Origin of the sequence: Bacteroides sp. HMSC067B03 (genome assembly GCF_001811315.1) — a bacterium.
In the GTDB taxonomy this organism is placed as follows: domain Bacteria; phylum Bacteroidota; class Bacteroidia; order Bacteroidales; family Bacteroidaceae; genus Bacteroides; species Bacteroides faecis.
On the sequence record NZ_KV804240.1, the window covers coordinates 1 to 12,666 of the forward strand.

General features: G+C 38.0%; 8 protein-coding genes and 5 pseudogenes. 4 read left to right on the plus strand and 9 right to left on the minus strand.

Features of this window, described 5'->3' with window-relative positions; translation table 11 throughout:
- The first annotated feature begins 99 nt into the window (after positions 1-99).
- Complete coding sequence (locus HMPREF2794_RS00840; RefSeq protein ID WP_139147220.1) at positions 100-366, plus strand: hypothetical protein; 267 nt, start codon at positions 100-102, stop codon at positions 364-366.
- An 89-nt stretch (positions 367-455) separates the two neighbouring features.
- Here HMPREF2794_RS00840 and HMPREF2794_RS29350 read toward each other — a convergent pair.
- Positions 456-770: pseudogene (locus HMPREF2794_RS29350) on the minus strand (winged helix-turn-helix transcriptional regulator); the annotation flags it as partial.
- Position 771: 1 nt separating this feature from the next.
- Between HMPREF2794_RS29350 and HMPREF2794_RS29355 the strand changes: the two are divergent.
- A pseudogene (locus HMPREF2794_RS29355) lies at positions 772-953 on the plus strand (helix-turn-helix domain-containing protein); the annotation flags it as partial.
- A gap of 142 nt (positions 954-1,095) precedes the next feature.
- Here the strand turns inward: HMPREF2794_RS29355 and HMPREF2794_RS00850 are convergent.
- The 5 genes and pseudogenes from HMPREF2794_RS00850 to HMPREF2794_RS00875 all read right to left on the minus strand — a co-directional run.
- Positions 1,096-1,542, minus strand: coding sequence for a hypothetical protein (locus HMPREF2794_RS00850; protein ID WP_070750596.1), 447 nt, complete (start codon positions 1,540-1,542; stop codon positions 1,096-1,098).
- Complete coding sequence (locus HMPREF2794_RS00855; RefSeq protein WP_070750598.1) at positions 1,539-2,189, minus strand: S1 family peptidase; 651 nt, start codon at positions 2,187-2,189, stop codon at positions 1,539-1,541. Before HMPREF2794_RS00855 ends, HMPREF2794_RS00850 begins: the two co-directional genes overlap by 4 nt.
- Before the next feature lie 48 nt (positions 2,190-2,237).
- Positions 2,238-3,448 (minus strand): annotated as a pseudogene (locus HMPREF2794_RS00860) (site-specific integrase).
- 617 nt (positions 3,449-4,065) lie between these two features.
- Positions 4,066-4,884: pseudogene (gene rhuM, locus HMPREF2794_RS00870) on the minus strand (RhuM family protein); the annotation flags it as partial.
- A 1-nt stretch (position 4,885) separates the two neighbouring features.
- Positions 4,886-5,122 (minus strand): annotated as a pseudogene (locus tag HMPREF2794_RS00875) (IS4 family transposase); the annotation flags it as partial.
- 117 nt (positions 5,123-5,239) lie between these two features.
- On the opposite strand from HMPREF2794_RS00875, the gene HMPREF2794_RS00880 reads away from it, so the two are divergent.
- Together HMPREF2794_RS00880 and HMPREF2794_RS00885 are read left to right on the plus strand one after the other, a co-directional pair.
- Positions 5,240-6,043, plus strand: coding sequence for a hypothetical protein (locus HMPREF2794_RS00880; RefSeq protein WP_070750605.1), 804 nt, complete (start codon positions 5,240-5,242; stop codon positions 6,041-6,043).
- The gene (locus HMPREF2794_RS00885; protein WP_070750607.1) at positions 6,036-9,071 is read left to right on the plus strand and encodes a DEAD/DEAH box helicase; all 3,036 of its coding nucleotides are present in this window, start codon (positions 6,036-6,038) and stop codon (positions 9,069-9,071) included. Before HMPREF2794_RS00880 ends, HMPREF2794_RS00885 begins: the two co-directional genes overlap by 8 nt.
- Before the next feature lie 419 nt (positions 9,072-9,490).
- Here HMPREF2794_RS00885 and HMPREF2794_RS00890 read toward each other — a convergent pair whose 3' ends face one another.
- The 3 genes from HMPREF2794_RS00890 to HMPREF2794_RS00900 are packed head-to-tail and all read right to left on the minus strand — an operon-like array spanning position 9,491 to position 12,664.
- Positions 9,491-9,949: a tellurite resistance TerB family protein gene (locus tag HMPREF2794_RS00890; RefSeq protein WP_070750609.1), complete on the minus strand. Its 459-nt coding sequence runs from the start codon at positions 9,947-9,949 to the stop codon at positions 9,491-9,493.
- A gap of 17 nt (positions 9,950-9,966) precedes the next feature.
- Positions 9,967-11,739, minus strand: coding sequence for an AAA family ATPase (locus HMPREF2794_RS00895; RefSeq protein ID WP_070750611.1), 1,773 nt, complete (start codon positions 11,737-11,739; stop codon positions 9,967-9,969).
- 1 nt (position 11,740) lies between these two features.
- Positions 11,741-12,664, minus strand: a complete 924-nt coding sequence (locus tag HMPREF2794_RS00900; RefSeq protein WP_070750613.1) for a hypothetical protein — start codon at positions 12,662-12,664, stop codon at positions 11,741-11,743.
- Positions 12,665-12,666 lie beyond the last annotated feature (2 nt).

The following is a 12,666-nucleotide window of genomic DNA, read 5'->3' on the forward strand; positions in this document are numbered from 1 at the left end:
GAAGGGGATGTGCCTTAGTTTTGACACAGCCCCAATATAATGGTATAATCATTGTAAAATTTATTGTTAGGTAATATTATCCATTTTAAAATATTGATTATGGCAAGAGAAATTATTAATTCTATCAAGTGTGGTTTTTGCCACGAAAAGTTTGATGTTGCAACAGAGGACATTGAGTGGGAACATATTAATGATGCAGGAGAAACTGATACAGATTCTGATGTTTATGATTTCTCTGTTTCACAAAAGATCAAATGTCCTAATTGTGGAAAAAGTAATAAAATTCTTGTAAAAATGAAAGGAAAATCATCATGTGATATAACCGAAATAGAGGTAATATCTATGGAATTTGGGGCACTGTCCTAATTGTTTTTTTAAGTTGCAGCTGTATAGAATAGATAGGAGCCATTCTTGGTTCGACGCTATCAACTGCAACACTATATAAAGCTAAAAAGTTAAGGATTTATTTTATTACTTTTTAAGTAATATCCTCCTGTTTTAGGTACACCCTTGAACTCTATCAAATATTTGTCTTGTAAAGTCTTAATATATTGCATAGTCGTTCTTAAACTCTTGTTGATATGCTTACTGATTTCAGAAGCATTTAAACCGGGAGTGGTTGTCTGCAGATTGAGAATAGCTTGTTCATTCTCGTTTATAGTATCATTTACTCTGCCATTTACTGTGTCATAGTTGGCAGAGTTAGAGATTTGACGTTTAAATACTACCGTAAACATTCCCTCCGTATGAAATTCTGGTTCGGGCAGATGCCCGGTATTGAATGGTAAACATTACCTGACGGGTGAGGAAGTATGCAAGCGGCTTTGCATCAGTAAACGGACGTTGAAGGATTACAGGGACACGGGGCTGCTGGGTACGTGCAGCTTCCGGGAAAAATCATCTACCGGGAAAGTGACATCATGGATTTGTTGGAAGGGTTCTATCAGAAATGAAATCTTGAAAACATGGAATCTTGTTTTCTTGCTTTCTTAAAAGATTGAAATATAGCTGTCTTGTTTTCTATATTGTTTGGTTGAAAGCCAGCAATCACGGTTTCTTGAAAACTGTTTGCTGGCTTTGTTAATTATTCAAAAATTATTCAGTAACAAAGTGCTTTGTAGAACAATATGCCTTAACTCCCATTTTGGATGTAGTGTGTAATATTAGGATAATGGCAGGAACTAAAATGGCAGGTGTCATTCCTATAATTGGTGATAACCAATTTGATAGAGCAGTAACACTTCCCAAACCGATAGATTTTCCTGCTGCTAAAAATTTCTTTTGTTCTTTTTCATAATCAGGATGTCCACAAATGAGTTTGTCAAATTCATCTTTTAGCCTGCTCCAATAGCTTTGGGCATCTGTCGTGTTGGTTTGACTACCTCCGAATGTCGCTGTTTGAATGGGGCCTCTCGCTGTTAACCATTCCTCGGCTGCTTTCTCTTCTCCATATTTAGATACTAATTGTTCAATAACAACTTTTTGATATGGTTTAAGGCAAGCATACCACTCGTTAAGTGATAAATCATCTATTTCTATCATAACATTTCTTTTATGTGATTTGCAGAAATACAATAAGAAGTTTGGTTTAATTCATGAGGGTTTATTCCAGCTATAATAACTCCTGATGCAGGTGCATAAGTGCCTATTAATAAGCCAATAATTGCCCCAGTCCTAATATTAAACACTAAAGAACCTGATTGTCCAGGTCTTGTTTGTATATTAATCGTTGCATATTTTGATTTGATTCCAGATGTTTCTAATAACATTTTAGCTCCAATTTCTGTTTCTTGATATGTCAGTACTCTTCTGCCCATAACACAATGTGGAAATCCAAACATACCAATTTTCTCTCCCACTGGAATGTTATCTAATGATTCCAATGGAGGTAAATTGCCATTAAATCCTAAATCCGTTTTTAATATGCATAAATCAGTAATTGGATTTATATCCTCAATAATAGCAGTGGCAGGATGACATGACAAGTCTGTTACGTCTTGATAAACATTTATATTCGGAATATGAGGTAATAAAACACATAAATCATTTGTTTCATTTCCTACAACATGCCGTGCTGTAACTACTTTACCCTCATTAGAAATAAGGAATCCGGTTCCTAACATATCAATTGCATGAGTATTTTTATTGTACTTCCCTATTACAAGTGTTATTTGTGTAAAATCAAACATGGCTTTTATATTTATAATGTTTTTATTGTCAAATTTAGCAGAAAAAATTCAGTCTCCCAAATTATTAATTTGTTTTTCAACTTCTTGCATATCCCTTAATATCGTTTGGTCTAATACCTTTGCGTAGTGCTGTGTCATTCGGGTGGATGAATGCCCCAGCATTTTAGCCACGTTCGGCAGTGACACGTTGTTAGCCAGTGCGATAACCGATTCGAAATTGTGCTGGGTGGTATGCGTGGTCAGGTTCTTTTTGATACCGCACAGGTAGGCAATCTCTTTCAGGTAGCTGTTCATCCTCTGATTGCAGGGAACGGGTAATAAAGTTCCTTTATCCATGCAGTAGGGATTATTCTTATACTTTTCAAGTATCTGTTTGGAATACTCAAAAGCGGGATGTTACAGAGGTTGTTTGTCTTTTCACGGGGTTTCACTATCCACAGATTACCGTTGTTGTTCTCTGAAACGTGTTCGGGGCGTAGATTATACACGTCTATGAATGCCAACCCGGTATATAAGGCGAAGATAAAAATATCCTTGACCAGTGCGAGACGTGGAATAGTGAACTCCTTATTCATAATGGTTTGTAGTTCTTCATAAGTAAGGAATGTTGGATCTGTTTCATCCTGCTGCATCTTGTAACCATAGAAAGGATCTTTTCGCATCCATTCTTTAGCGAGGCCCATATTTGTTATTTTCTTTAAGCATTTCATGTATCGCACAACAGTATTGCGACATAACCCTGCTTCTGTTTTCAAGTATATATCAAACGCCTTAATAAACTCTGGGCTTAATTCATGGAAAGTAATATCTTCTTTCTCATAAAACTTAAGAATGGCTTTTTGTAGTTTGTTCAGTACATTCTTGTAACGGTTTATGGTAATTGGAGAATAGTCCATATTGATAACCTTCTCCATTTCTCCAATCTCTTGTTGCATGGTGCCAAGCAATGTACGCATTTCCGTATCTTTCCCAAATGTGCGCTTTAGCAGCAGTTTAGGGGTAATAAGGGCCTGCTCCAGCATAAGCTCTTTATGTTTTTCAAGTACACGTGCATTTAGTTCTGCAATGTAGTTATTCAGTTCACTAGAGAGTCTGTCTTTTCCTTTGCTGCATCCTTTTGCTGCATTCCACAGTTTTAGTGAAATACTTCTTTGGATACGGGTTTCTTCGTATTGCCCATTGATTGTGATGCGCATCAAAATCGGTGCTTCTCCATTTTTCAATAATTTCGTTTTGAGCACGAAAAAAAGAATGTTCATTGTTCCATAATCTTTTTCTTTAAAAGTGGTACATTCAGTTATTTCGTCAAATTCGGATGTTGTGAAGAATGTTTTGAAGAGTTAAATTCGGTGGCTTTTTTATGGTGATGGAATGAAAAGCCACCTTTTTTTCGGTGGTTTTTTAGATTTCACTCGTTATGAGCTTACCATTAAAAAAGAACTTACTTTTGTATTTCTGCACTCTTTTCTGTTATTCATCTTGACTTCTGAACAGCTATGCAAAAGTATTACTTTTGCATCTAAAGGTGATAATTGCAAATCATTGAAAAACAGTGAAATATATCGTATTCGGTGGCTTTTTTTAGGGACTCGGAAAAAACCACTGAATGGGCAATTCCTAAATTCTTAAATATGTGTTTATTTGCCTGATAGGAGGGTAAAAAGAAACCCTTGAACTATCTCTAATTCAAGGGTTTTCAAGAAACTTACTGAGTTTAAAGTGGTGCCACCAGGAATCGTGATAAATTCGCAAGTAGCTGTATATCATTACTTTTCAGAAACAGCGCAAGAGTAATTTCCTCCTATTGCTCCACCGTTGGACTTCTACGTTTTGCGTATCGTTGCAGCGGATGATTTCTTGATGCAAAGGTAGTGATTTAGTTTGAATTATTGTCTTTCAACTTCTTTATTTCTTTATCAAAATCGCTTTCCAACAACTCCATTTCGCGTTTGCAATAGATTTCAAACTCTTTTTCCGCTTTTTCAATCGCCTGTTTATGCGAAATGTTTCCCTTGCCAATCAAAACCTTTCGCTTGTGTGCTATAATTTGGCTGTCCAGTGCTTCTATCCAATCGTTCATTGTCATAGGATTCATCTCCAATGCCTGAAACTCCGCAAAATCCAAGAAACCGAAAACGAGCAGGTTCAAGCGTTGTAATTCTATTTCAGACAAATAGTTTTTAGCAATCTTCATGTCATCCTTAGTTACATAGTTACCTTTGAAGTTTGTCATGCCTACAAACGGCTTTTCATTATCCACACGATTGTATATGATTTCGGCAGCAGTATTTTCGTGAACAGCGTAATGCAACTTGTTTTGTACGGTGGCGAAGAACATCTTTGTCATGCTGTCTCGTGGGTCATAGTCTGTGGCATATATATCTGTGACTTGTTGGTAGAAGTTGTACTCACTGCTGCGAATATCTCTGATACGTTGTAACAACTCACGTAAACAGCGAGTGCCGCCTTGCTTTAAGCGTTCATCATCCATCGCGCCCCCTTTTGGGATATATTCGTGAAACCGCTGTGTAGCCCAACGATGAAAACGAGTTGCAACCTGATATTGAACACGATACCCAAGAGCAATTATCATATCAAGATTGTAATGGTCAATATTGCGCTTTACCTGGCGATTTCCCTCCTGACGAATTAACAAGATTTTCTTGTTAATTGCTTCTATGGCAAGTTCCCCATCGGCTCAACGCATAATATGTGATGAACCGCAGAATACGTCTCAGATTGGAATCACGCTCAACCGGGGTCGGCATCGCTGAAGCCAATTTGTGCAGACTCACCATCTGCACCAAACAGGGCATGAAGCATAAGGCCATGAGCTTTATACGGGCCAAATTCATCGTATTGCCAAAATGTTCTTGCATAATCAGGAGAATTTGGTTAACTTTGACCACGTCCTTGGAATCAGTAATCTTCATAGGAAAAAACCGTTAAACATTTCTTTCAAGTTGCTGAATTTTAAGAGTTTTTATAAATACAATATACTAATATTTAGATATTTAATAACATGCTTTCAAAAATTATCATCTACTAAAATGACAGATACATATCCACTACAAATAACACTTATAGACTGTTCTCCATTAGTGATAGACAATAGCTATCATGTGGTGGAGGAAGATGTACTTGCGGAGTGGGTAGCACAGCTATTGCTTGGCAACTCACTGCACATTGCGCGTGTCATTGAATGTCTTGATTCGAGTGCTGTGTCAATGAAAGATAAGGCGATAGATTGCATCATCAAAAAACTGAATACGGTTGGTGTATATAAACGGGATGGATGGCTGTTCCAAATGATTTCATGGATAGCGCTGAAAATTAAATTGCATGAAGATAACGGCAGCGGCAAGGTTTTTATGAATGCTCCGCACTCTGCTCCGGCACAGCATGGCATTGACGGATTTGCTCTAGTGATAGATGATAAGAAGATGATAAAACACATTGTACTCTGTGAAGATAAGTGTACAGAGGACGCAAGGAGTATTATTACAAGCCAGATATACCCAGAATTTGTGAATTTCGAGAATAGCGAATTTGATAATCGTGTTTTGGCGGAGGTGAGTTCGATTATTAGAAGCGAAGATTTTCTGATAAACATACAAGACGATATAGTGGACAACAAGTATTGGATGTATAGAATAGGTGTGACACGTCAGTCGGAGCATGATGATGAGGCTGGGAGAAAGGCTTTGTACAAAGACTATGACAAGAAGGTCGGTGGTGGTGTTAAAAGAAGATGTGCGGCGTCAGTTAATCTGGATGACGTTAGAAAATGGATGGAAGGGTTCAGTCAGAAAGTAATAAAGATATTGGAATCAAAGAAGAGTAAGGATGTTTAATAAGGTAACTGCTGACATATTAAGAATGCTGCCACCAGTTAAGGGTGTTGATATAGAACGCATGCCTCAACTGTTATCGAAGGTATATGCCCATATCGTTGGTCTGAAAACTAAGTATGAGGTTGGAATTCTCGAATTTGAAGCGGAGGAAATAGGTGATGACTATCGCACCTTGAGCGAACTGGCTTTTACGTTGGAACTTTATCTTGAGTCTGGTAAGTTTGAAGAAAAGCAGAATGCCATAGCATACGTGGCTGCTATGTCGCATAAGCTGATGGATAAACTGAAAACAAGACAACCGAAGGCGTTGGATACAGATGCTATCCCTGCTGATGTTGCAGCAATACTGATGTTTATCATTGGCGGCTATATAGCAGATGCGGAAGAACTGGCTAACCGCATAACGAGATATGAAGGGGAAAGTGATGCGGGATGGCAACTGAAGACCTGTATTTCTTTGTTAGCAAAAGGTAAATTGAAAGAACTTCTGGAAATACAAGAGGCAAGGTTGGAAGTGGGGGATTTAGAACTCTATGCTCAAGAGTTGCTATGGATACAGTTGACTGTTGGAATAAAAGCATTTGCAAATAAACTGTTAGGTGGGGAAGGTGAAGATTGGCAACAATATGTCAGAAGTGTAATACAGCTTGCTACATTTAAAGATGAGGAAACTGGATATAGGTTTGATTTTGTTGGTGTGAGTAGATTGGGCCATCTGCTATTGATGGCAATGAACGTGCTTGAACATCATTCTTTGTTGAGGGGAGTAAGACCCTACCTGATAACATCGCACCATTATGAACTTATATTGCACAAGATAGTGCAAAGGCCTTATTTGTGGCAGAATCATATAAATGCCATTGAACAAGATTTTCTAAAAGCCGGAGTGTCATCGGTAATAACATTCCCCACAGGTGCGGGAAAATCAACACTATTAGAGTTGAAAATACTCCAGCATGTGGCAGTCGGTGGTCAGGCGGTTTATTTGGTTCCGACTCATGCTTTGGAATATCAAGTTAAGGGTATGATGGAACACCTGCTACAAACAGAAGAATATAAAGATATAAGTCTTGGTAAGGAATTTACGACAGAAGAGGAAGATGACGAGCCAGTGAAAGTGATGACACCAGAACGGTGCTCTACGCTTTTAGCTCTAAAACCTTCTGCTTTCGAGGGAGTGACACTCGTAGTGATGGATGAATTTCACATCATTGGCGAAGACGGACATAGATCGCTTGGCGCTATGTACTGTCTGGTTTCTCTTCTTAGTACTGTGCCAGATGCGGACTTTGTGTTATCATCTGCAATGGTGGAAAATGGGAAGGAAATGTCTGAGTGGATTGCGGATGTAACAGGAAGAACGTGTCTGAATCTCTCGATGGCGTGGAAGCCTACAAGTCAGTTGCAGGGTTGTGTGGTGTATCCATTAGATAGATGTCTGGAATTGAGGAAACTCGCATTGCAAGATAAGCAGAACAGAGGAAACCGGAAAGGGCCTTCATCTAATTTGAAGAAAAGGCTTACAGCAACGCCTTATTGTTTGTTCAGCCTTCAGAACACATGGGAGTCGGACAAAATGGCTGATTATTATCTGACTCCCGTATTGGACCATGACGTGACAATAGGAGTGAATAAGTTCTGGAATCTGATAGGCAACAGGAATCAGGTAGCCAAGGAACTGGCGAAGAAGTTTTCGGCTTTAGGGATGAAAATTATCGTGTTTGTGGAAAACCCGGCGCAAGCGAATTCGTTAGTAAAGCAATTGGATGGAGAAATAGGACTTCAATCATATCCAGCGACATTACAGAGGAAGATAAGAAGTATATATGAAGAGCTTGGTAATGCAAATTGTACATATATAAAAGATGAAATGGGTGCCGTTCCTCATCATTCGCTGCTTTTACCAGAAGAACGGCATGTGATGGAAACCTTGTTCAGAGGCAAGCACGACATTATGGTAGCTACAGCTACTTTGGCGCAAGGCGTGAACCTACCTGTAGATGTGGTGCTGATAGCTGGTGAAGACCGTTATGATGTAGATAAAGACGGTAGAGGGCAGATGGATGCCCATGAAATACTGAATGCAGCAGGAAGGGCCGGTAGAGCGGGGTTCCGTTCGCAAGGTGCCGCCATACTGGTGTCGAATAGTGTGATCGGAATTCAGAACAACGAATTAACTGATGCCTGGTTTTCGCTTAAAAACAATATCTTCTCCAAGGGTGATAACTGTCTAACGGTTAACGATCCGTTTGGAAAGCTCATGGAAGAAGCGGAGGTGAACAAGGAGCAGAAGTTGGTGCTGATGAAACTGAATTTGGCAGGTGAGAATGAAAGACGGATATTGTCTAAATCTCTTTATGCTTTTCAACTTAGAAAAAGGAAGAAGGAGACAGATGAGTTTCTGGAAAAAATGGTCCATCTGTCATCTCAATATGGGGAGGTCGGAAGAGATATATTGCTGGAGTTGTCCCTTAAGTCTGGAATCGACAGACAGTTACTGGAAGATTTCTACCACTGGTTAAAGGAATCAAATGCAGATAGGGCTTCGACTGTTATAGACTTGTTGAAACTCTATTGTTGCTGGCTGTTTGAGAGACCGGTTGCACTGAAAGAGTTATTGATTTACGAGAGCACCTTGGAACAGATGTTGAAACTTTTTGGTGATGGACAAGAACTGAATGTTAATTTTATAAGGAAATTGTATGCGGTACTAAAACAATATGTTATGGGCTGTGATCTGCAAACAATCGGAGCATCGTTTGATGAAAGCAAGAACGATCCATACCTGACGCAGACGAGAAAATTTGTAATAAAGGTTTTGCCAGAATTGAGCTATGCATTCAGTGTGTTGGCTATGGTTCATATACAAGTGTTGAAAGAGTTTTACTTATTGGAAGAAGATATTCCCATGATTGTGAAGAACTTTGCCACCTACCTGAAGGAAGGCGTGACATCGGAAGATATGTTACGATTTAAGACAGAGAGAAGAATGATGAGAGTTGAGGCTCACAGGAGATTTAAAGAATAACGAATGGAACAGGGATAGATTTGCATCCATTCGCACTTCTAAAAGAGCAGGTGGAAAAAAGAATTTATAGTACTGTATAAAAAGATAAGCCAAGGCCTGGAGAATATGTCAGCAAATGCTGGCGATAGAGCTATATGGAAATTGATGCAGAACGTTCGTGATGTGTCGCGGAATAAATGATACATCAAAATGCTTATATTCGACTTTGTAAATGAGTTTAATGAAAGACAAGAAATAACATTAGATGATTTTCCAATAAAAATTACAGCTGTTAGTCCAAAAGGCAGTGAACAGATGAAAAAGATATTTAGAACAAATATTATTAAAGGTATATAAAAATGCAGTCCGATAAAATTTGGTGTGGCATTTTATGCTACACCAAATTCATTCAATCAAAAAATCGATGGTAAAGGAAAACATTAGAAAGATATTTGTTTAAATCCTCCAATATCTTCGAAATCTTTATTTTCAGCACAAATGTCAGGCTGTAAATAATCTTCTATACCAGATAATTTTAATAGAATCTGTTCATCGCTTATCGATATTCGGCTTCGGATTTTCTTGAAAAATTTAACCTCCGAATAAAGGACTTGTTTATCTGCTTCTATCATTTTTATGGCAAGGTCAATTAGTGTGATTTGCTCATCATCGGAAAGAACAGCATTTGAAAGTTCACTAAGATAATCTTTCAAAAAGGCTTTTCCTTGATTATTAATTTGATTGACGTACTCATTAATTGAGTATTCTACTTGAATGTCCTGAAAAAGGGTACTGTTTTCGGTTAATTCTTTAATCATACCCACTTCTTCTTGTGCAATTTCTCCATCACAAGCACAGCAACAGAACAACGTTTTGAGATATAATTCATTTGTTTTCATATTCGTAGCATTTTTATTTAGAAACCGATTCTGCGACGAGATTGTTGTATTTGTTCACCAACCATTGTCGCTTTTATCTTTAAATATTTGTCAAGTTCGGATTTTGTCAATGACGGTTTGGTTTTACTAATAACATCTTCAAGAATAGCCATTGTAATTCTTGATTTCTGTCGCAGAGCTATTCGTGAAGCATCATTGACTATCATTTCCAAGTCTGCAGAAACATAATTTTCTGTCAGTTGGGCAAGCTTTTCATAATCTAAACCGAAATCATACGGTCTTGATTTTAGGTAAAGCTCAAACATCAAGGAACGAGCCTTAAAATCGGGAGTGCCAATATAATATTTTTTATCAAGACGACCAGCCCTAAGTATTGCAGGGTCAATCATATCGGGATAATTAGTTGCCCCTATAATAAATACACCACGTTCTCCTGTTCTATCCATTTGAGCAAGCATTTCATTGACAGCACTACGTGCCATCTCGTGTACATCGCTGTCACGATTGGGTACCAATTCATTCATTTCATCAATAAAAATGATGGTAGGTGCGTTTTCTTCAGCATCTTTGAACATCTGAGCAATGTTCTCTTGAGTGGCATTCACGAAACGACTTTTTAGCGAGCTGGGCTTAATCAACATAAAGTTAAAGCCAACCTCCTCGGCAAAATGCTTTGCAAAGAAGGTCTTTCCACATCCAGGAGGTCCATAGAGTAGCATACCGTTAGGTATCGTCAAACCATAGCGAGCATACTCTTCAGGAGAGTTAAGAGCATCAATTACCTCAACTCGTAATTGTTCTTTAAGTTCATCCATTCCAGCAATGGCAGAAAAACCTTTTCCTTTTGGCACTGAATGTGGAACTTTTTTTGTTGAAGACTCCCCACTTTTGATTTTCTTTTGATTGTCTATACGAACGACTTTTATTTCGCCATTCAAAGCCCGAATGAACTCATCTGCAGACTCAAATCGTTCTGCAATATCAGTTGCAAGAGCTTTCCGCATTATATTCGTAACTTGTTCGTCAAGTTCAAACTTGTTTTCATCGGGGATGTGCAACGGCAACTCTTGTTGAGCCTCTATTTTTACTCGTTGAGCAGTCAAATCATCTTTACACTCACTTAAGTCAACAAAGTATGGTGGAATGCCAAAGATTAAATTATAAAGGATGGCACCCACCGAGAAAATGTCAGACTTAACTGAAAACACTCCGTTCAAGACCTCTGGTGCTGAATAAAATGGATTCAATCCCTTTTTATTAAAGGCGGAAGAGCCTTGTGAAAGGTAACGAGCATAGCCGAAGTCAATAATGCGAGGTACGTTAGTACCTTTCGACATATCCAACATGACGTTTTGAATGGTCAATTCGTTGTGAATAACAGGCTCTTGTAGAGCATGAAGGAATTTAACTCCATTAAGAATGCCTATTACGATAGTCTTTGCATCATAGACACTAAGATACCCTTCACGAGCAACGTACTGTGAAACCGTCTCTCCACTAATATAATCAAATACGATATAAGCAAATTTGCGACCATCTAAAACTACCTCGCCGTTATCATGGTATTTGACAACATTAGGATGATTAAGTGATTTCGCTATCTGTACTTCCAATATGTTGCCGTCTGCATCAAATTGGGTACGGTGGAGTTTAGCACAGTTAATGAGTTTGAGAAAGCGATTTTTTCCACCAGCGTCTTTCACACGGTAGGTTTCTGCATAATCACCTTCTTTGATTTGAAATGTAATTATGTAATTACCTAATTGTTGTCTCTTTGCAAGTGTAAACATACTATCCCCTATAAAGTCTGTCGAAAAAAATCAAGAATGCCTGACGATTGCCTAATGAGGACAACGGAATACTGCTAATATTTCCTTTTTCAACAAAGCCGAAAAATTTCTTTGAATGATTAATATGTTCAATGACCAAGTTTCCATTAGATGTAGATATACTTTTGGTATTTGAAGGATTGTATATTGTCCCATACACATCTATTTCATTACGAGAAATAGATAATGCATCAGAGTATAACGTTTCTTTATTGAGAATGCCGAAATTGACTTTCTCATCTTGGGAATGTTCAAGTACGAAGTGTGTTGTCCATACCTTTTCTACCATTTTCATCATACTGTATTCTTCATTTGCACCATTAGGATTCATTGGGTCTTTCGGATGTTTATCATCATAAGAACCCTCGGCAAAAAATATTCTGTTGAATTGATGGGTCTCCTTATCTTCTTTACCGAATATTGAAAAGTAATATTGAGTATTACTATAGGTATAATTCGTTTTTACGATGGTTTCACCAGTAAAGAGATATTCCATGTCCTTGAAAAGATAAACATTGGAAGATGTAATGTTGTCTCTTGAATCTACAAACGATACTGTAGCAAATCCTTTATTACCTACAAAGTAATCTGTACCCGAAAAAGTGGTATCACAAACTCCAATAGTAACCAACAGAGCTATCACTGTAATTATAACTCCCCATATATAGTGCTCATAAAGAAAGGACCAATACAATAATAAAATTATGCTACAAATTGAAATAGCAATAACCTTTGTTTTTTTAGCTTCCTTGTCACCTAACTTTACGGTTTCAGGCTGATTGGTATCGCAGTATAGCACATTCCCGATTTCTGTGGGAATATGCTTAAATATTGATGTATTAGCAGCTATTTTTTCAAGTTGCTCCGCTTTCCATATCTTTTCCATAT

Coding starts and splice junctions, on each gene's coding strand:
- HMPREF2794_RS00850 (WP_070750596.1), bottom strand. CDS start 1,542: ATGATAGAAATAGATGATTTATCACTTAACGAGTGGTATGCTTGCCTT.
- HMPREF2794_RS00900 (WP_070750613.1), bottom strand. CDS start 12,664: ATGGAAAAGATATGGAAAGCGGAGCAACTTGAAAAAATAGCTGCTAAT.
- HMPREF2794_RS00890 (WP_070750609.1), bottom strand. CDS start 9,949: ATGAAAACAAATGAATTATATCTCAAAACGTTGTTCTGTTGCTGTGCT.
- HMPREF2794_RS00880 (WP_070750605.1), top strand. CDS start 5,240: ATGACAGATACATATCCACTACAAATAACACTTATAGACTGTTCTCCA.
- HMPREF2794_RS00885 (WP_070750607.1), top strand. CDS start 6,036: ATGTTTAATAAGGTAACTGCTGACATATTAAGAATGCTGCCACCAGTT.
- HMPREF2794_RS00855 (WP_070750598.1), bottom strand. CDS start 2,189: ATGTTTGATTTTACACAAATAACACTTGTAATAGGGAAGTACAATAAA.
- HMPREF2794_RS00895 (WP_070750611.1), bottom strand. CDS start 11,739: ATGTTTACACTTGCAAAGAGACAACAATTAGGTAATTACATAATTACA.
- HMPREF2794_RS00840 (WP_139147220.1), top strand. CDS start 100: ATGGCAAGAGAAATTATTAATTCTATCAAGTGTGGTTTTTGCCACGAA.